The sequence below is a fragment of the Burkholderia singularis genome, assembly GCF_001718875.1.
In the GTDB taxonomy this organism is placed as follows: domain Bacteria; phylum Pseudomonadota; class Gammaproteobacteria; order Burkholderiales; family Burkholderiaceae; genus Burkholderia; species Burkholderia singularis.
This window is the reverse complement of the sequence record NZ_CP013448.1, coordinates 486,659-504,962: the sequence shown is the minus strand read 5'-3', so window position 1 is coordinate 504,962 and position 18,304 is coordinate 486,659. Positions and strand designations below refer to the sequence as shown.

The window sequence follows — 18,304 nt, the reverse complement described above, 5'->3', positions numbered from 1 at the left end:
TCGAATCAATCTTCGCCCAGCAGCATCGCGTCGATGCCGTCGCACAGGCAATGAATGGTCAGCAGATGGACTTCATGGATACGCATCGCCCGATCGGACGGCACGCAGATCTGGATGTCGGTGTCAGTGAGCGCCTTGCCGGTGCGCCCCCCGCCTCCGCCCGTCAACGCGACGACGATCATCTCGCGCTCGTGCGCGTCGCCGATCGCGGCGAGCACGCGCGGCGATTCGCCGAGCGGGTCGAGCACGAGCAGCACGTCGCCCGTTTGGCCGAGCGCGCGCACTTGTTGCGCGAAGAGCTGGTCGGCGTCGCCGGCAACGCCCGAGCGGCTTGCATCGGTATGAAGCGCAACGCCGGCAAGACCGGGCCGCTCGCGCTCGAAGCCGTAGACGAGCGCGGCGGCAAGCCGTTCGGCCGCGGCGGCAGAGGGGCCGTCGCCACATGCGACGATTTTGTTGCCGTTCGCAAGCGCCATGAACATCGCGTCGACGGCCGCGGCGATCGGTAGCGACAGCGCGTCGAGCGCGTCATGGACGAGCGAGGCGCTATCACGGATATGTTGCTGAATACGTTCGACTGACATCGATTCCTGTCGGAATATTGCGCGCGCGAGCGTGAAATCCGATCCGCTCGCGCAACATCATGAGTGCGGCGAGTTTACCGCACTCCGGCGCCTTCTCCCGGAGGTTGCCGCATCTCCTTACATCTCGACACAGGCCGAGGCGGTGATTCGACCGGTTCGCCGCGAGTGCGGCGTGGCGCGCGGGCCATCACGCGTCGTCGATCCGGAATGCGTCGCGCAGCCAGACGAGACGGCCGCCGTCGAAGCCGACGACATCGAAACGGCACGCGCAGGCGCCACCCGATTTCGCCCAGAACACGTGCGCCGCAAGCGCGATCCGCTGCCGTTTGCGCGCGCCGATGCTGGCTGCCGCACCGCCGTAGCGGCCGCTCGTTCGCGCGCGCACTTCGACAAATACGAGCGTGCCGTCCTGCTCGCGCATCACGAGATCGATCTCGCCGCCGCGCACGGTCACGTTGCGGGCAACGAGCACGAGGCCCGCGTGCTCGAGATAGCGTTGCGCACGCGTCTCGAACGCGGCGCCGATCGCACGCGTGGCGCCCACTGCCGCCATCCGGGCACGGCCGTGCACCGGCGCCGCTTTTGCTTCCGTTTTTGCCTCCGCGTTCGCCGCCGCGCCGGCGGCCGGCCGGCGGCGCGCCCGCGCATGGCACAATGCGGAGCTTCTTCCGTTTGCGCCATCCGTGGGCGCCTTTCGTGTCATGACTTCCCTCCTTGAACTCGCGCACGCGCAGCATTACCCGGCGGGCGCGCTGTACATCGTCGCGACGCCGATCGGCAACGCCGCCGACATCACGCTGCGCGCGCTTCACGTGCTGACGCTTGCCGACCGGATCGCCGCGGAGGACACCCGCAACACGGGTCAGCTTCTCGCACGCTATGGCATCTCGAAGCCGCTCGTCGCGATCCACGAACACAACGAGCGCGCGGCCGCACTGAAGCTCGTCGACTATCTGCGCGCGGGTGAGCGGATCGCCTACGTGTCGGACGCCGGCACGCCCGGCATCTCCGATCCCGGCGCGAAACTTGTCGACGCGGCGCGCGCGGCCGGCTTCGGCGTGATTCCGTTGCCGGGCGCGAGCGCGGCGGCCGTGGCCGTGAGCGTCGCGGGCGACTGGGCAGGCATGTTCACGTTCGCCGGCTTCTTGCCGTCGAAAGCCCGGCAGCGCGACGCGGCGCTGGCGCAACTGAAAACCCATCCTTACGCGCTCGTGTTCTACGAAGCGCCGCACCGAATCGTCGAGACGGTCGAGGCGCTCGCGGCGGCGCTGGGCGGCGCACGCCGCCTGCTGATCGCGCGCGAGCTTACCAAGCTACACGAGGAACTGTTCGAAGGCACGCTGGCCGAAGGGCCAACCTGGCTGCGCGCCGATGCGAACCGGCAGCGCGGAGAATTCGCGCTCGTCGTCGAAGGTGCGCCGCAGCGCAACAGCGACGACGATCAAAGCGCGCACGACGCGCTGCTCAGCATGCTGTTGGAAGAATTGCCGCTCAAGAGCGCCGCGAAGCTTGCGGCAGCGCTCACGGGCGCATCGCGCAATGCGCTCTATACGCGGGCGCTCGTGCTGAAAAAAGCGACGGACGAGTAAAAGGCGGCGCGTCGTCGGCCGAATTCGGAAGGAAAAGAGCAAGGGCCGCGCGAAGCGGCCCTTGGCGGCAATCGATGCGACGCGCGAATCGCGCGTTTCGCCGTTATTTGACGGAATTCGCCGCCAGCATGTCGGCGCGTGCCACGCGGGCCTCTTCCGGCGACAGCCCTTGAACCTTCACGCGCGCGATACCCGAGTGAACCAGCCCGATCACCTTCGCCGCCGCATACGACAGATCCAGTATCCGGCCGCGCGAGAACGGCCCGCGGTCATTGATCTTCACGACGACGGACTTGCCGTTCGCCTGATTGGTGACGCGCACGTAAGACGCGAGCGGCAGCGTGCGATGCGCGGCCGTCAGTTCGTTCATATTGAAGCGTTCGCCGTTCGCGGTGCGCCGGCCGTGAAAGCCGTCGCCCTTGCCGTACCACGATGCCTTGCCGACCTGGCTGAAGCCCGACGCGTCCGCCGCATCGAGCGGCTTCGCGTCCGCAAGCGACTGGCGCTTGGCGTCTCGCGAGCCGACGGGCGGCAGGGAAGCGAGCGCGGTATCGAAGCTCAGCGGCATGCCGTTCACATCCGTATTGTCCTTCGCTGAACCTGAGGCGCTCGCCGTGCGCAGCGCGTCCTTTGCCGACATCGGCTGCGTCTGCTCCGCGGTCGGTGCGTTCGGCGGCATCGCGCAACCTGTCAGCGCGAGTAATGCGGCCAGCATCCCGACCTGCTTCGGTAATCGAAATTTCATCGACGTGTCGCCTGTTCTGACGGGCCGCCTGCTACGTTCATATTCGCGGCCCGGACGGGTACACCGATCCTCGCCGCGTCAAGACGCGGGCGACGATCTGCATGGATGCGGCTCACGTACTGCCGCAACCGTCCTGATTAGCTTTCACGTCTGGCACAACCTGTCCCCGGCAGCCTGACCAGACCCCACATGCCGCCAACCGAACATGGCTAAGGCCATGTTCGTGCGCGTCGTTGACTCAAACGCGCAGGAACGGCGGCATAGGCCTCACCCGACGTCGCGGCAGCGTGGCCGCAGCAGGCGCGCCGCGCCTGGCCGGATAAGACGTGAGCACCGACGAATCGGTACTGGATGCACCGCCGGTCATCGGCGGGCAATTGCATGGACGGCACCCCGGAACTTTGTTGCAAAAACACCACAAATAGAGTTCCAGCATGCCTATTGGCGGCGTGGTTTCCCACGCGCATTGGACGGCATTATACATAAATGAAAATTGCGGCCTCACAAATGGCGCGCTTCGACCATTGATTCTCGCTATGGCTGTAACAATCGACATTGAGTCGGTGCGCGTCTGCACCCGCGCTTTCCGGCCGGTACAATCGGGACTTTTAGCCGGCGTCCGCCCATGAAAGTCACGCTCGTTCCAGTCACGCCGTTCCAGCAGAACTGCTCGCTGCTCGTCTGCGAAAACACGGGGCGCGCGGCCATCGTCGATCCCGGCGGCGACCTTGGGCGCATCGAGCAGGAAGTCGCGCGGCAAAATATTCAGGTCGAGAAGATTTTGCTCACGCACGGCCATGTCGACCATTGCGCGGGCGCGAAGCAGATCGCCACGCATTACGGCGTGCCGATCGAGGGGCCGCACGAAGACGAACGCTTCTGGATCGACATGCTGCCGATGCAAAGCGAGCGTCTCGGCTTTCCGGCTGCCCAGTCGTTCGAGCCGGACCGCTGGCTCGACGACGGCGCAACCGTCTCGTTTGGTGACGAAACGCTCGAGGTCTACCACTGCCCTGGCCATACGCCAGGCCACGTCGTATTTTTCAGCCGCGCGCACCGGCTCGCGATCGTCGGCGACGTGCTGTTCGCCGGCTCGATCGGCCGCACCGATTTTCCGCGCGGCAATCATGCCGACCTAGTCCGCTCGATTCGGGACAAGCTCTGGCCGCTCGGCGACGACGTGACCTTCGTGCCCGGCCACGGCCCTGTCTCGACGTTCGGCGACGAGCGCCGCACGAATCCGTTCGTCGCCGACGGAGTCGCGCAATGACCGCCGACACGGCCGCCAGCCCGGAAATCTACGTCAGCACCGATGTCGAAGCGGACGGGCCGATTCCCGGCCCGCATTCGATGCTGAGTTTCGCGTCGGCCGCGTACACCGAAGACAAGACGCTGATCGCGACGTTCTCCGCGAATCTCGAGTTGCTGCCGGGCGCGGCGCCGCATCCGGTGCAGGAGGCGTGGTGGAAGACGCAGCCGGATGCCTGGGCCGCATGCCGGCGAGATCTGCAATCGCCCGAGGTGGCGCTCACGGCCTATGTCGAATGGGTCGAAGCGTTGCCGGGCAAGCCGGTATTCGTCGCGATGCCCGCAGGTTTCGATTTCACGTTCATGTTCTGGTACATGATGCGTTTCGCGGGGCGCTGTCCGTTTTCGTGGTCGGCGCTGGATATCAAGACACTCGCGTTTGCGTTGACGGGGCTGCCGTACCGGAAAGCGATCAAGCCGCGCTTTCCGAAGCACTGGTTCGATGCGCATCCGCACACCCATATCGCGCTCGACGACGCAATCGAGCAAGGCGCGCTGTTCTGCAACATGCTCGCCGATCTGCGCGTGTTGCAGCGCGCCGCGCGAGCGCCTGCCGCAGCGAGCGCTCAATCGGGGGATTTAGTGGAAAATTCCGTCGGCATCCCAAAAAATTAGCAAATATCGCTCAATTTTACCGCTTCGGATTGCCTTTCCTTTCACCCGCCTCTACCATTGACAAATAGTTGCAGCCGCCCTGGAGGCGCAGGTGACACTCGATACCTTCTCGCAAAAAATCCTTCGGCTGCTGCAGCTTGACGCGCGCCGCTCCGTGCAGGAAATTTCCGATCAAGTTGGACTTTCCAGCACGCCGTGCTGGCGCCGCATCAAGGACATGGAGCAGTCCGGCGTGATCCAGCGTTACACCGCGCTCCTCGACCGCGAGAAACTGGGGCTTCATATTTGCGCGCTTGCACACGTGCATTTGACCCGCCACAACGAGGGCGGTGTAGAACAGTTCGAGCGGGAAATCGCCACCTGTCCCGAAGTGACCGAGTGCTACAGCACTACCGGTGAGGCCGATTACATCCTCAAGATCGTCGCACCCGATATCAAGGCCTACGATATCTTCCTGCACGAGCGAATCTTCAAGATTCCGGCGGTATCCCAAGTGCGCACGAGCGTGGTGCTGCGCGAGATCAAGTTCGATACGCAATTGCCGCTCTAATTTCGATTATTGGGCGCCTTTAGGATGGATTGCGGCATTGGCATACCGCAACAGCGATTCGGCTGGTTTGGCGCGTTGGATTGATTCACGCGTTTCTGTGTACGCTTTGTGCCAGATTTTGCGCTTGCTCGAAGGCTTTATCGCCATATGGCTGCACTGCAATACTTCGCCGGAAAATCCGCCGAACCCATTTGCACGAGAAGCAGCCCGCTCCCGAAATCGAAGCAACCGGCGCGCAGCGGCGTGCACGATTGCGATCTCGTTGCAGAAAACCGTATCGGCGCCCATCTTGACTTAGCCCGTTCGTCAATCTGTCCGAGCTGCCGATTGGCCGATGCCGTTCGAATAATCAAGCCGGCCGGTCCGAAACGGCGGCGTCGCGTGCCGCAAGCGCGCGCGATACGCCGATGCGCCGCGCGCCGAAGCGCCGCCGCAACGCTTCGATATCCAGACGAAGCGCCGCCGCACTGTCGCTGCGCGGCTCTGCGCACGCATCGGCGGCCAGCGTAATGTCGATCTCGAGTCCGGTGCTCAAGTAATGCAGATCGATGGTGCTCGCGCGTAATCCCGCATCCGACAGCGCCGCCTCGATCTGCCCCTCGATCTGTTCGCGAGACGGCAGTTTGAGCACCGCGCTACGCGCCACATCATGCTCCGGATCGACGTGAATCAGCGCGTCGAGCACCCGCTTATCGGTAAGCACACGCGCACGCGCAGTCTCCGCGATGTAATGCCCTTCCGACACCGACACGAGTGGATCGACAAGGATATGCGCATCGACGAGCGCCGAATCGCCCATCTTGCGCGTGCGCAATTCGTGCACGTCGCGAACGCCCGGCGTCGACGTGATCAGCGCGCGAATCTCGGCCGACGCGTCCGCGTCGAGCGCGCGATCGGACAGATCCTGCAGCGCATCCCAGCCGAACATCCAGCCCATGCGCGCCACCATGAAGCCGACGATGGCCGCGGCAATCGGATCGAGCAGCCGCGCGCCCGCCAAGCTGCCGACGATGCCGATCGCGACGACGAGCGACGAAGCCGCATCCGACCGCGCATGCCACGCATTCGCCACCAGCATGGCCGAGCGCACCCGCTGCGCTTCGCGCAACATGTAGCGGAACAGCGCCTCTTTGGACGCGAGCACGGCCGCCGCGACAGCCAGTGCACTCGCATGGACGGGGGGAATGTCTTCCAGATGGACAAGCCGGTCGCCCGCGCGCCACAGCATGCCCACGCCGACCGCTATCAGAATCGCGCCCAGAAAGAACGACGCAACGGTTTCGTAACGGCTATGGCCATAATTGTGATCGGCATCGGGCGCTATTCCGCTATGCCGGTTCGCGAACAGCACGACGAAATCGGATACCAGATCGGACAGCGAATGGACACCGTCCGCCACCAGCGCTTGGGAATGCGCAATTACCCCGATCACCATCTGCAGCGTCGCGAGAATCACGTTGACCGCAATGCTGACGAACGTGGTCTTACGCGCAACGGCCTGTTTATCCGTGCCGGCCCCGCCGTTTGAAAATATGGACATGAAATCTAACAAATGCGCGAAAGATATCGCGATTCTATCAAGCCGAGCGCGAAAACGATCAGGCTTCGATAAAAAAACCATAAAAATCAATCGCTTATAAAAACGCAACGCATTTTTATTTACAATCGAACATGACAATCTCGTGACAAATGCTAAGCGCTGATACTAATTTGAAAACGCAAAAGGCCACGCTCCCCACCAGGGGGCGTGGCCTTTTGATCCGACAACCGGAATCTTGGCGTTTAGATCGCGAATTGCTCGCGATTCTTGCCGGCAATCCAGCGCGGCGGTTTTCCGCGGCCCGACCAAGTCGCACCGGTTTCAGGATCGCGGTATTTTGCCGCGACGCCAGCCCGGGGACGCGCTGCTTTTCCGGCTTTACCACGGCTAAGGCCGAGTTCGGCAAGCGTAAAACCGTAATCAGCGATCTTTTGTTTCACATCGCCCAATACTTCAGCGTATTCGCGCGAGCGAGCTTCTTCGATCTGCTTCTCCAGCTTTTCCCGCTGGGCCAGAAGATCCTTGTACGAAGACATAAATTCCCTTTTATATGACCAAATGGCACCACTCTTTGGTGGCTTGCCATCACAATGTAATGATGCCTCGGATAATTGGATCGAAGATTAGCACAAAACAGAATTGGGTGAATACTGAGACATCGAAATAAATGTTGTATTTTGTGATTCGATTGTCTGAATTGGCCAGCATCTGCTAGATCCGAAGTTATTGAGAGTCTTACAAGCGGATTAGTTGATTGCAGCACATAATTTAAGCTCGCAAAGTGCGCAACCGAACAGTACTCCCGATTTGGAAGTTTTCATCAAACGAAAGGTTTTCGCTTTGAAAGTACGATTTCACATGTTCAGTTTAAATACGAAACCTGTCGCAAAAGCGTTCAAAATCGGAAGTTCTTTTTTAAGCCGGTGAAACAGTTGCGGCTTCCCGCAATGCAGCGGCAAGCGCGTCGATGTCCATTTTCGGCGAATCGAATGGCGTGCGCCGCCGGATTCCGTGCCAACGCCAATCCGCGCCATAGCGATCGACACCCAGCAGTTCGAGTTTGGACCTCTGCTGCTGCGATGCAGCATATTCATCCCATTCGTCCCATAATGCGCGCTCGTCGTCGTAACTGACAGGCGCGAGCGGATCGAGCGCGGCCGCATCCAGCCAGCCCATCCGGCCAAATCCGCCGATATAGCGCAGCCGCTCGCACGTCAGCGCCCAGAACGAAAAATCGCCGAGCGCGAGATAGCGCGCGGCGTCCGGGTGATAGCGCAGGTAGCGAGCGGCCACGTGCGCATCGGTGCCGACCGGCTCGATGCGGCCAACGAGCGTCGCGCGTTCAGCGTCGAGTACGTCGCTCTCGGTTGCATCGGCGGTTGCGGTGCCCAGGCCGTCGGCAACGAGAAACCCCACGCGCGGATCAGCCATGAAATTGCGCGTGTGTTCGGCAAGCCCGCTCACCAGCATGATGGGCCGATGGTGCGCATCGAGCGCGTATGGCATGACGCTCGGATATGGATAGCTCGCACCCTCAGTGCCTTCGAGCGGGCGAGACTGCGTGGCGAGCGTGCCGAATTTATTGCGATGCAGCAAATGAAGTGGCAGGACGGCGGGAATATTCACGTGAAAGCCTCTTATAAAAAAAGAACGAGCCGGGGAACATGGCCGGATGCGGCAGTCGGCAAATATCGACAAGCCCGGCCGGTTGCGCGATCGGCTCGACGTATCTGCAGCCACGCGCGGCACGCCAATCAGAACCCGCGGCCGCGTTTGCATTGAGACTAGCCGATAACTCAGCATCGCTTGCCCGGGCGCGCGGCGCAACCGGGTCAGCCAAGCGGCGGACCGCACGCTCCGTTAGAATCGGCGCTGATCTTCGTGGAAGCGCGCCGTAAGCTGCGAGCCGTTTCCCTCCCGTTCATCCCGCTGCCTTCGACGAGTTTTCTGTGTCAGACCAGTCGCCCGATCTTGCCTCTTCCTGCGCGATTCATCGCGGGCTTCCCGCGTCGACGCGCCAACGCGCGCGTGCCGCGACCATGGCGCTTTTTTTCGTCGCCGGCATGATGTACGCAACCTGGGGCGTGCATGTGCCGACTGTCCGCGACAAATTCGCGCTGTCGCCGGCGCTGCTGTCGTTCGCACTCCTCGCGGTCGCGGTCGGCTCGATCGTCGCGATGACGACCAATGCGCGCTGGATCGCGCGCGTCGGCTCCCGCACCGCGTGTCTGGCGGGCGGCATCGGGATGTGCGTATGCGCGGCGCTGATTCTGGTTACGCCGACTTATGCGCTGCTGCTCGCGGTGCTCGCGCTATTCGGCTTTTCGATGGCGACGCTCGACGTCGCGATGAACGCCGAGGCGAGCGCCGTGGAAACCGCATTCGACAAGCCGATCATGTCGATGTTGCACGGCATGTTCAGCGCGGGCGGGATGGCGGGCGCGGCGGCGGGCGGCGCGCTGCTGTCCGCCGGCATGGCGCCCGCCGCCCATCTCGCGCTTGCCGCGCTCGTCAGCGCGATCGTGCTCACCGTCGCCTGCCCGGCGGTGTTGCCGCACGTCCCGCATGCCGCCGCGCACGGCAACGGCCCGCGCACGAACCGCTGGCGCTCTGCCGCGCTGTGGATGCTCGGCGCGATTGCGCTCGTCGCGCTGATCGCGGAAGGCGCGATGTACGACTGGGCCACTGTCTATATGCGCGACGTGGTCGCCGCGTCGCCGGCGCTTGCAAGCGCAGCCTATGCGGCGTTTTCGGGCGGAATGGCGGCAGCGCGCTTCGCGGGCGATGCAGTGCGCGCCCGTTTCGGCGCACCGCAGCTCATCTGCGCGAGCGCGACGCTGGCGTGCATCGGCATGGTCGGCGCACTGCTGATGCCGTATCCGGCTGTCGCGCTCGTAGGCTTCACGCTGATGGGGCTCGGCCTCGCGAACATGATGCCGGTGCTGTTCGCCGCCGCCGCGCGCGTCGAAGGCATTCATGCGGCCGAAGGTCTCGCGCATGTCGCCGGGCTCGCTTATTTCGGGTTGCTGTTCGGCCCCGTCGTGATCGGCGCGGTCACGCAAGCGGCCAATTTGTCGATCGGACTGTCCGTCGTCGCGCTGTGCGCGGCGTTTGTCGCGTTTATCGCGCCTAGGGTGTTGAGCCGGTTAAAGATTTGATGCGGCTTGACGCGGCGACGGCACGCCGTCGTTTGCCGTTCCGTGGCCGGCGCGCTTTTCGTCCGGCAGCGTGCCGTGAGCTTTTACGTTGCCGCTCGAGCTTGAAGCAGCCGCGAACGGCGCGGCGGCCGTGCGTGCCGCCGGGCCGTCATGTCGTGATTTCGACAGGCAAGCAACCGGCTAATCCATGCGCCGGGCCGTTTCGCGGGCAGCCCGCCGCCTATCGCGCAGCCGGCGCGTATTTTTGCCGCGCCGACCGCGCGGGTGAACCCGGCGGGCGGAATCGAGCAGGTCAGTCGGCTCGCGCCGGCGCGTGCGAAATCGCCGCCCGCCATTCGGCATCGAGCGCATCGACCAACTGAGCGGCCGTTTGCGCGGCGCCGCGCCGCCGGCCGAGCGGCGCGCCCTGGCCCGACCATAGCGACAGATATTCGCCGTCGCCCGCGCGTGCGGCCGCCTGCCGCAATTCCTGCGTCAGCGCATTTTGCACCGGATAGGGCGCCACCGAATCGGGTTGCGCCGACAGCCGCGCGATCAACGCATTGCGAATCCCGCGCGCATGCCGACCTGTGATCGCGCGCGTGACGGTCGTCGATGTATCGCTGCTCGTGGCGATGCGGGCTTTCCATGCTTCCGGCGTCGCGCTTTGCGCGCACGTGATAAAAGCAGTGCCGAGTTGCGCAGCCTGTGCACCGAGCGCAAGCGCGGCCGCCATCCCGCGTCCGTCCATGATTCCGCCCGCCGCGAGCACGGGCAATCCGGTCGCGTCGACGAGTTGCGGCACGAGTGCGATCGTGCCGATCAGCGCATCGTCGGCCGCGCCGATGAACGTGCCGCGATGGCCGCCCGCCTCCGCGCCTTGTGCGCAAATTGCGTCCGCGCCCGCATCGCGCCAGGCGAGCCCCTCGGCGACATGCGTGGCCGTGCCGATCACATAAGTGCCCGCGGCCTTGAGCCGGTCGACATCGGCACGATCGAGCACGCCGAACGTAAAGCTTGCGACCGGCACGCGCGCAGCGACGAGCGCATCGAACTGCGCGCGAAAATCCGGCGCGTAACGCGCAAGCGGCGCGCCGGGCGGCAGTTCGAATGCGGCGCGCAACGGATCGATCACGGCGAGCGCGCGGCGCACGGCCGCCTCGTCCGGATGCACATCGGGCAGGACGAACAGATTGACGGCGAACGGCCGGCTCGTCGCCGCACGCACTGCCGCGATCTCGGCCGCGAGTTTGTCGGGCGAAAACGACCCGCCGGCGAGACTGCCGAGCGCGCCGGCATTCGAGACGGCCGCAACCATTGCGGACGTCGTCACGCCGACCATCGGCGCTTGCACGAGCGGCAAGCGCAAATCGAAGCGGGCGGCGAACGGGGTAGGATCAAAGCGGGAAATCATCGCGAACCTCGACAAGATAACGCCGCGCACGAGAGGGATCGGCCGGTATGGGGACTGTACCCGCGTGCGACGCGGCTGGAAAATGAATAATCCAGATCGATTCGATCGCGTAGCGAGAAGGCAGGGTGTGCGACGGATGGCTGCGGCGCTGCGTCGGCGCGAGTTTGATGGCACACTGGCTCGCCGTTTTCCGACCCGCGGGACGTGGCCGGTTCTGGCCGGAGACGGAAGAGCGGGAGAGCACGGGATGGGAGTTGGCGCTGAAGCGTTAACTCCCGTCGACCGCCGTAGGACTGGGGTAGCTGCTGAAGCACCACTCCAGCCAATCACGGCATGGGACGGGAGTAAGCGCTAAAGCGCCAATTCCCGTCGACCGCCGTGAGGCTGGAGTAGCTGCTGAAGCACCACTCCAGCCAATCACGGCATGGGACGGGAGTAAGCGCTAAAGCGCTAACTCCCGTCGACCGCCGTGAGGCTGGAGTAGCTGCTGAAGCATCACTCCAGCCAATCACGGCATGGGACGGGAGTAAGCGCTAAAGCGCTAACTCCCGTCGACACACAGGAGATTCAGCATGGCGTCACAATGGATCGATATCCCCGCAGGCAACGATACGTTCGGCGGCTATCTCTCGCTGCCCAGGCGCGGCAAGGGCCCGGCCATCGTCATCATCCAGGAAATCTTCGGCGTCAACAGCCACATCCGGTCGGTCGCCGACCAATATGCGGCCGATGGCTACGTCGCGCTCGCCCCCGACGTGTTCTGGCGCACGCAACCCCGCGTCGAGCTGGGCTATGAAGGCGCGGACCGCGACCGAGGCATCGAGCTGCTGCAAAAAACCAACGTCGCGCAAGCCGTCGCCGACGTCGGCGCAGCCGCTGCGGCATTGCGCGCACGGCCCGAGGTCGAAGGCAAGCTCGCCGCGATCGGCTACTGCTTCGGCGGCCGCCTCGCGTATCTCGCCGCGTCGCAGCAGCACGTCGACGTCGCAGTCGCCTATTACGGCGGCGGCATCCAAAATCACGTCGATGCCGCCGCGAAAATCGCGCAGCCCATTCTCTTTCACTACGCGGGCCACGATACGTCGATCCCGCTCGAGGCCGTCGATAAGGTCAAAGCCGCGTTCACCGGCCGCGCGAATGCCGAGTTTCATCTGTATCCGCACGCGCAGCACGGCTTCAACTGCGCCGAGCGCGCTTCGTATGATCAGCGCGCCGCGGCATTGGCGCACGGCCGCACGCTGACTTTTCTCGCCGAGCATCTGTAATCTGTCGCTTCGATGAAATCACCATAAGCCATCACCACGAAATCGGCGAGCATGCATTCCGCGCGCCTGCGCCCGGCGTCGGATCGCACCGTTCGCCGCGTTCGACCACACGGGGGATCGCCTTGCTGGCCGACTATCTGTCACATGACGCAATCGGGCTCGCGCAGCTCGTCGCTCGACGCGAAGTCAGCGCACGTGAACTGCTCGATGCCGCAATCGACCGCGCCGACGCGTTGAATCCGGCACTCAACGCAATCGTACTGAGCGACTATGCGGCCGCGCGCGAGCGCGCGGCACAGGGCGCGCTGCTCGGGCCGTTCGCCGGTGTTCCGTATCTCGTCAAGGATCTCGGCGCCGCGGTGGCCGGGCTGCCGCTGTCGATGGGCAGCCGGCATTACCGTCATTACGTGCCCACCGAGGATTCGCCGCTCATCGCCCGCACGAAGGCCGCCGGGTTCAACATCTTCGGCAAGACCAACACGTCCGAGTGCGGACAGGTGCCGTACACCGAGTCCGCACTCTTCGGCGCATGCCGCAATCCGTGGAGTCTCGATCACACGCCGGGCGGTTCGAGCGGCGGAGCGGCGGCGGCGGTCGCCGCCGGCATCGTGCCGCTCGCCCATGCGTCCGACGGCGGCGGCTCGATCCGGATTCCCGCGTCATGCTGCGGGCTGTTCGGCTTCAAACCATCGCACGATCCGGCCGCCGCGCTCCGGGCCACGCCGGGCAATCTCGTCGTCGAACATGCGATTTCGCGCAGCGTGCGCGACAGCGCGTTCCTGCTCGACGTGACGTCAGGCCGGGCCGCGTCAGGCCGGGCCGCGTCAGGCCGGGCCGTGTCGGGCGATGCCGCCGTGTACGGCGGCGCCTATCTCGATGCGCTTAACACGCCGCCCGCCTCGCTCAAGATCGGCTACATCACCGACCCGATGCTTGCCCCCGCGCTCTCCCCCGACGTGCGCGACGCGCTCGACGACGCGGCCAAGCTCGCCGCGTCGCTCGGCCATATCGTCGAACCGGCGTCGTTCAATATCGATTTCGAGCAGATCGGCGAGGTATTCCTTACGCTATGGGCCACCTTCGCTGAAGCAGCCGTACTCGACGCGCAGCAGATGACGGGGCGCAAGCCCAAGCGCGCCGAGTTCGAACCGGCGACCTGGGCGATGGCTCAGGTCGGCCGCCGGTTCGCACGCGAGCAATTGCCGCGCGCGCTCGAACTGCAGCGGCAGATCACGGCGCGCGTGGCGGGCGTCGTCTCACGCTACGACGTGATTCTGTGCGCAACCCTGGCCGGGCCGCCCGTCAAGATCGGCGAGCTGTTGCCGACGCCGGTCGAAACCGCGCAGATGAAAGCGGTCGGCATGCTGCCGGTGAAGCCGCTGCTGAAGCAGATGCTGGTACAAACGTCACGAAAGGCATTCGCGTGGGCGGGTTGTACCGAGCTTTTCAATCTGACCGGGCAGCCGGCGATGTCGGTGCCGCTTTACTGGACGCCGCGCGGGCTGCCGGTCGGCGTGCAGTTCGTCGCGCGGCATGGCGACGATGCGCGCCTGTTCGCGCTGGCGCATCAGCTCGAACTCGCGCGGCCCTGGTTCGACAAGCGGCCGCCGCTCGCGCGCGCGCAGCCTTAAGGCCGCGACGGCGGTAAGCAGCGGCAGGCCGCGCACCCGCCCGCGCCGCGCGGCAATGCGCGTGCGGCGTGCCGTCTTCCGCTCACATGTAAAAAAAGAGGCGAAACCGGCTGGTTTCGCCTCGTCATTGCGGATGCACAACAGGGGGCTGTGGCCGCCGCCCCGCAAACTCAGAAGCCGAGCCGCTCGCAGACCGCTTTGGTCGCCGCCGCGCCGTTCAGCGTGTAGAAATGCAGCCCGGGGACGCCCGCGTCGACCAGCCGCCGGCACAACCCGGCAACGACGTCGGTGCCGAACGCGCGAATCGATTCCTTATCGTCACCGAAACTCTCGAGCCGGCGTGCGATCCAGCGCGGCACTTCCGCGCCGCACATCTCGGAGAAACGCACCAGTTGCGAGAAATTCGTGATCGGCATGATGCCCGGCACGATCGGCACGTCGGCGCCGAGCTTCGCCGCATCGTCGACGAAACGGAAGTAGGCGTCCGCGTTATAGAAATACTGCGTGATCGCCGCGTTCGCGCCCGCCTTCACCTTACGCACGAAGTTCTCGAGATCGGCCTTCGGCGAACGGGCCTGCGGGTGGTACTCCGGATATGCGGCGACTTCGATCCGAAACCAGTCGCCATGCTCCGCGCGGATGAAACTGACGAGTTCGGACGCGTAACGCAGCTCACCGACCTCGCCCATGCCCGACGGCAAGTCACCGCGCAGCGCAACGATGTGGCGAATGCCATGCGAGCGATATTGGTCAAGAATCGCGCGCAAGCTGTCCTTCGACGAGCCGATACACGACAGATGCGGCGCGGCTTCGAGCCCCGCCTTCTGCATGTCGAGCACGGTGTCGAGCGTGCCTTGCTGCGTCGAGCCGCCGGCGCCGAACGTGACGGACACGAATTTCGGCGCAAGCGGCGCGAGCTGCGCGCATGTCGTGCGCAGCTTGTCGACGCCTTGCGCTGTCTTGGGCGGAAAGAATTCGAAGGAAAGTTCGATCGGGTTCATGATGGATAAGCCCAACGGTCAGCCGATGCTGCGCTGGCCGAAGACGAGAGCGGACAGCAGCCACGACACGATGCTGTACAAGATCGAGCCGAAGAACGCAGACCAGAACCCCGACACCTCGAAGCCCTTGAGCAGCGATGCCGCTAACCAGAAGCACAGCGCGTTCACGACGAGGATGAACAAGCCGAGCGTCAGCACGGTCACTGGCAACGTGAGCAGGATCAGAAGCGGCCGGATGACCGCATTGATGAGCCCCAGCACGACCGCGACGATGAGCGCCGTGCCGAAGCTCTTGATGTGGATCGACGGCACCAGATACGTGATGCTCAAAAGCGCGAGCGCGTTGATGATCCAGGTCAGGATAACGGTCATGTAACAAAGCTCCTAGCGTAAGGCGATCGGGCCGTGCGCGTTCGCTCCCCGATGACGGAAAACGCGCGGGGCGCCGAGCGGCGCGTCCGGCATGTGCCGCGCATGCGCAACGACATGCGCGGCACATGCCGGGCGGCTCGCCGCCCGGTGCCTGCGCGCCGGGTACGGACGGCGCCCGTGCGGGATCAGTAGCGATAGTGATCCGGCTTGAACGGGCCCGCCTTCGGCACGCCGATATATGCCGCCTGTTCTTCGGACAGCTCCGAGAGTTGCGCGCCGATCCGCGCGAGATGCAGGCGCGCGACCTTCTCGTCGAGGTGCTTCGGCAACACGTACACCTTGTTCTCGTACTCGGCGCCGCGCGTGAACAATTCGATTTGCGCGAGCGTCTGGTTCGTGAACGAGTTCGACATCACGAATGACGGGTGGCCCGTCGCGCAGCCGAGGTTCACGAGACGGCCTTCGGCCAGCAGGATCACGCGCTTGCCGTCCGGGAAGATGATGTGGTCGACCTGCGGCTTAATGTTTTCCCACTGGTACTGACGAGTCGACGCGACGTCGATTTCCGAATCGAAGTGACCGATGTTGCAGACGATCGCGTTATGGCGCATCGCCTTCATGTGATCGTGGTTGATCACGTGATAGTTGCCGGTCGCCGTCACGAAGATGTCGGCCTTGTCGGCCGCGTATTCCATCGTCACGACGCGGTAGCCTTCCATCGCCGCCTGCAGCGCGCAGATCGGATCGATCTCGGTGACCCAAACGGTGGCGCCCAGGCCGCGCAGCGACTGCGCGCAGCCCTTGCCGACGTCGCCGTAGCCCGCGACGAGCGCGATCTTGCCCGCGATCATCACGTCGGTCGCGCGCTTGATGCCGTCGACGAGCGATTCGCGGCAGCCGTACAGATTGTCGAACTTCGATTTCGTCACCGAGTCGTTCACATTGAACGCCGGGAACGGCAGACGGCCGTCCTTTTCCATCTGGTACAGGCGATGCACGCCCGTCGTGGTCTCTTCGGTCACGCCCTTGATGTGCGCGAGGCGCTTCGAGTACCACGTGCCGTCGATGTCGAGATGGCGCGCGATCGCCTTGTAGAGCGCGACTTCCTCCTCGTTGGTGGGCTTCGCGATCGCCGAGCGGTCCTTCTCTGCTTTCGCGCCGAGGATCAGCAGCAACGTGGCATCGCCGCCGTCGTCGAGAATCATGTTCGCGAACTCGCCGTTCGGCCATTCGAAGATGCGGTGCGTGAATTCCCAGTATTCGTCGAGCGATTCGCCCTTGAACGCGAACACCGGCGTGCCCGATTCGGCGATCGCGGCGGCCGCGTGATCCTGCGTCGAGAAAATGTTGCACGATGCCCAGCGGACTTCGGCGCCCAGCGCCTTCAGCGTTTCGATCAGCACGCCCGTTTGGATCGTCATGTGCAGCGAGCCGGCGATGCGCGCGCCCTTCAGCGGCTGCTGCGCCTTGTATTCGTCGCGGATCTGCACGAGGCCGGGCATTTCGGTCTCGGCGATGTTCAGCTCCTTGCGGCCCCAGCCGGCAAGCGAGATATCGGCGACGACGTAATCCTGTGCGGAATGGGAATCGATGACAGCGGCGTTCATCACGCCCTCCTTTCTAAAAAAGTTCTAGAAAATTGTGACGTGAGCGCCGTTCAAGTAAGCGGCCGGCAATGACGATGCCAAACCGCCTGGTTGACCGTTTCCGAGCCTGGCGGGCCGTGCCCGTCGCAACGCTCCTCGGAAACAGGAAAGGATTGTAGCAAATCGAGATGGATTTTTCCGCCGCGCGCGGCAAGCGCGCGCGAAGACCGGCCGCTCAGCCTTCGGCGGCCACCCACGCCTGCTCGCGCAGCTTCGCTCTGAGCCGCGCGACCGCCTGGCTATGCAACTGGCACACGCGCGACTCGCTGACCTCCAGCACCGCGCCGATCTCGCGCAGATTCAGCCCGCGCTCGTAGTACAGCGACATCAGCAGCTTCTCGCGCTCCGGCAGATTGTCGATCGCATCGACGAGCGCGCCGCGCAAATGATCGTCGAGCAGCGCGGCGAGCGGATCGGCGTGATCGGCACGATAGCGGTCGAGGAACGGTTCGTCGTCGGCGCAGCGGTCGAAATCCTCGTAGTAGATGAGCTGGCTGCCGTGCAGATCCTGCAGCATCGCCTGATACTCGGCGAGCGGCATCTGCAGGTGCGCGGCGATTTCGGTTTCGTGTGCCGCCCGCCCAAGCCGCTGCTCGACCTGATGCACCGCCTGCTCGACCTCGCGCGACGTCTTGCGCAGACTGCGCGGCAGCCAATCGTTGCTGCGCAGCTCGTCGAGCATCGCGCCTCGGATGCGCTGCGTGGCGTAAGTTTCAAACTGCGCGCCCTGATCTTCCTTGTAGCGGCCCGCCGCGTCGAGCAGGCCGATCATTCCGGCCTGAATCAGGTCGTCGAGATCCACGCTCGCCGGCATTTTCGCGACGAGCTGCAATCCGAGACGCCGCACGAGCGGCGCATATTGCGTCAGCACTTCGTCTTGGGAAATCTTTCCTTGAGCGTTGTACAT

19 protein-coding genes and 1 riboswitch are annotated in these 18,304 nt (G+C 64.3%); of the genes, 7 read left to right on the top strand and 12 right to left on the bottom strand.

Annotated elements, in window-relative coordinates; translation table 11 throughout:
- Window positions 1–5: 5 nt before the first annotated feature.
- Together AQ611_RS02300 and AQ611_RS02295 are read right to left on the bottom strand one after the other, a co-directional pair.
- Window positions 6–584, bottom strand: a complete 579-nt coding sequence (locus tag AQ611_RS02300; RefSeq protein ID WP_069233632.1) for an SIS domain-containing protein — start codon at window positions 582–584, stop codon at window positions 6–8.
- 187 nt (window positions 585–771) lie between these two features.
- Window positions 772–1,239 (bottom strand): YraN family protein, encoded by a 468-nt coding sequence (locus AQ611_RS02295; RefSeq protein WP_374755070.1) that lies wholly within the window; start codon window positions 1,237–1,239, stop codon window positions 772–774.
- Window positions 1,240–1,285: 46 nt separating this feature from the next.
- On the opposite strand from AQ611_RS02295, the gene rsmI reads away from it, so the two are divergent.
- On the top strand, window positions 1,286–2,173 hold the full coding sequence (gene rsmI / locus AQ611_RS02290; protein ID WP_069233630.1) for a 16S rRNA (cytidine(1402)-2'-O)-methyltransferase: 888 nt from the start codon (window positions 1,286–1,288) through the stop codon (window positions 2,171–2,173).
- A 103-nt stretch (window positions 2,174–2,276) separates the two neighbouring features.
- Here the strand turns inward: rsmI and AQ611_RS02285 are convergent, their stop codons facing one another.
- Window positions 2,277–2,918, bottom strand: coding sequence for a septal ring lytic transglycosylase RlpA family protein (locus AQ611_RS02285; RefSeq protein WP_059516220.1), 642 nt, complete (start codon window positions 2,916–2,918; stop codon window positions 2,277–2,279).
- A gap of 625 nt (window positions 2,919–3,543) precedes the next feature.
- On the opposite strand from AQ611_RS02285, the gene AQ611_RS02280 reads away from it, so the two are divergent.
- The 3 genes from AQ611_RS02280 (at window position 3,544) to AQ611_RS02270 (ending at window position 5,391) form a co-directional block, all read left to right on the top strand.
- The gene (locus AQ611_RS02280; RefSeq protein WP_069233629.1) at window positions 3,544–4,188 is read left to right on the top strand and encodes an MBL fold metallo-hydrolase; all 645 of its coding nucleotides are present in this window, start codon (window positions 3,544–3,546) and stop codon (window positions 4,186–4,188) included.
- A complete protein-coding gene (locus tag AQ611_RS02275; protein ID WP_069233628.1) occupies window positions 4,185–4,841 on the top strand; it encodes a 3'-5' exonuclease family protein in 657 nt (218 codons plus the stop codon). The genes AQ611_RS02280 and AQ611_RS02275 overlap by 4 nt, the downstream gene beginning before the upstream one ends.
- Window positions 4,842–4,932: 91 nt before the next feature.
- The gene (locus tag AQ611_RS02270; RefSeq protein WP_004195771.1) at window positions 4,933–5,391 is read left to right on the top strand and encodes an Lrp/AsnC family transcriptional regulator; all 459 of its coding nucleotides are present in this window, start codon (window positions 4,933–4,935) and stop codon (window positions 5,389–5,391) included.
- Window positions 5,392–5,397: 6 nt separating this feature from the next.
- Here the strand turns inward: AQ611_RS02270 and AQ611_RS25305 are convergent, their stop codons facing one another.
- From AQ611_RS25305 to AQ611_RS02255, 4 genes are all read right to left on the bottom strand, one after another.
- Window positions 5,398–5,679, bottom strand: a complete 282-nt coding sequence (locus AQ611_RS25305) for a hypothetical protein (protein ID WP_146011768.1) — start codon at window positions 5,677–5,679, stop codon at window positions 5,398–5,400.
- A 61-nt stretch (window positions 5,680–5,740) separates the two neighbouring features.
- Window positions 5,741–6,931: a cation diffusion facilitator family transporter gene (locus AQ611_RS02265; RefSeq protein WP_069233627.1), complete on the bottom strand. Its 1,191-nt coding sequence runs from the start codon at window positions 6,929–6,931 to the stop codon at window positions 5,741–5,743.
- A 242-nt stretch (window positions 6,932–7,173) separates the two neighbouring features.
- Window positions 7,174–7,467 carry an H-NS histone family protein gene (locus AQ611_RS02260; protein ID WP_059516211.1) on the bottom strand — a complete coding sequence of 98 codons (294 nt, stop codon included), beginning with the start codon at window positions 7,465–7,467 and terminating at the stop codon, window positions 7,174–7,176.
- 379 nt (window positions 7,468–7,846) lie between these two features.
- On the bottom strand, window positions 7,847–8,557 hold the full coding sequence (locus AQ611_RS02255; RefSeq protein WP_069233626.1) for a HugZ family pyridoxamine 5'-phosphate oxidase: 711 nt from the start codon (window positions 8,555–8,557) through the stop codon (window positions 7,847–7,849).
- A 323-nt stretch (window positions 8,558–8,880) separates the two neighbouring features.
- Between AQ611_RS02255 and AQ611_RS02250 the strand changes: the two genes are divergently transcribed.
- Window positions 8,881–10,089, top strand: a complete 1,209-nt coding sequence (locus AQ611_RS02250; protein ID WP_069233625.1) for an MFS transporter — start codon at window positions 8,881–8,883, stop codon at window positions 10,087–10,089.
- A gap of 292 nt (window positions 10,090–10,381) precedes the next feature.
- Here the strand turns inward: AQ611_RS02250 and AQ611_RS02245 are convergent, their stop codons facing one another.
- Window positions 10,382–11,482, bottom strand: coding sequence for an NAD(P)H-dependent flavin oxidoreductase (locus tag AQ611_RS02245; protein ID WP_069233624.1), 1,101 nt, complete (start codon window positions 11,480–11,482; stop codon window positions 10,382–10,384).
- A gap of 572 nt (window positions 11,483–12,054) precedes the next feature.
- On the opposite strand from AQ611_RS02245, the gene AQ611_RS02240 reads away from it, so the two are divergent.
- The gene (locus tag AQ611_RS02240) at window positions 12,055–12,747 is read left to right on the top strand and encodes a dienelactone hydrolase family protein (protein WP_059516203.1); all 693 of its coding nucleotides are present in this window, start codon (window positions 12,055–12,057) and stop codon (window positions 12,745–12,747) included.
- A gap of 122 nt (window positions 12,748–12,869) precedes the next feature.
- The gene (locus AQ611_RS02235; protein WP_374755066.1) at window positions 12,870–14,378 is read left to right on the top strand and encodes an amidase; all 1,509 of its coding nucleotides are present in this window, start codon (window positions 12,870–12,872) and stop codon (window positions 14,376–14,378) included.
- A 170-nt stretch (window positions 14,379–14,548) separates the two neighbouring features.
- On the opposite strand, the gene metF is transcribed toward AQ611_RS02235, so the two are convergent.
- From metF to AQ611_RS02215, 4 genes are all read right to left on the bottom strand, one after another.
- Window positions 14,549–15,379: a methylenetetrahydrofolate reductase [NAD(P)H] gene (gene metF / locus AQ611_RS02230; protein ID WP_069233622.1), complete on the bottom strand. Its 831-nt coding sequence runs from the start codon at window positions 15,377–15,379 to the stop codon at window positions 14,549–14,551.
- 18 nt (window positions 15,380–15,397) lie between these two features.
- On the bottom strand, window positions 15,398–15,751 hold the full coding sequence (locus AQ611_RS02225; RefSeq protein ID WP_059516197.1) for a phage holin family protein: 354 nt from the start codon (window positions 15,749–15,751) through the stop codon (window positions 15,398–15,400).
- A 185-nt stretch (window positions 15,752–15,936) separates the two neighbouring features.
- Entirely contained in the window at window positions 15,937–17,358 is a 1,422-nt protein-coding gene (gene ahcY, locus AQ611_RS02220) for an adenosylhomocysteinase (RefSeq protein WP_069233621.1), read from the bottom strand.
- Window positions 17,359–17,392: 34 nt separating this feature from the next.
- Window positions 17,393–17,501: riboswitch (S-adenosyl-L-homocysteine riboswitch) on the bottom strand.
- Window positions 17,502–17,572: 71 nt separating this feature from the next.
- A complete protein-coding gene (locus AQ611_RS02215) occupies window positions 17,573–18,304 on the bottom strand; it encodes an RNA polymerase sigma factor FliA (protein WP_059516193.1) in 732 nt (243 codons plus the stop codon).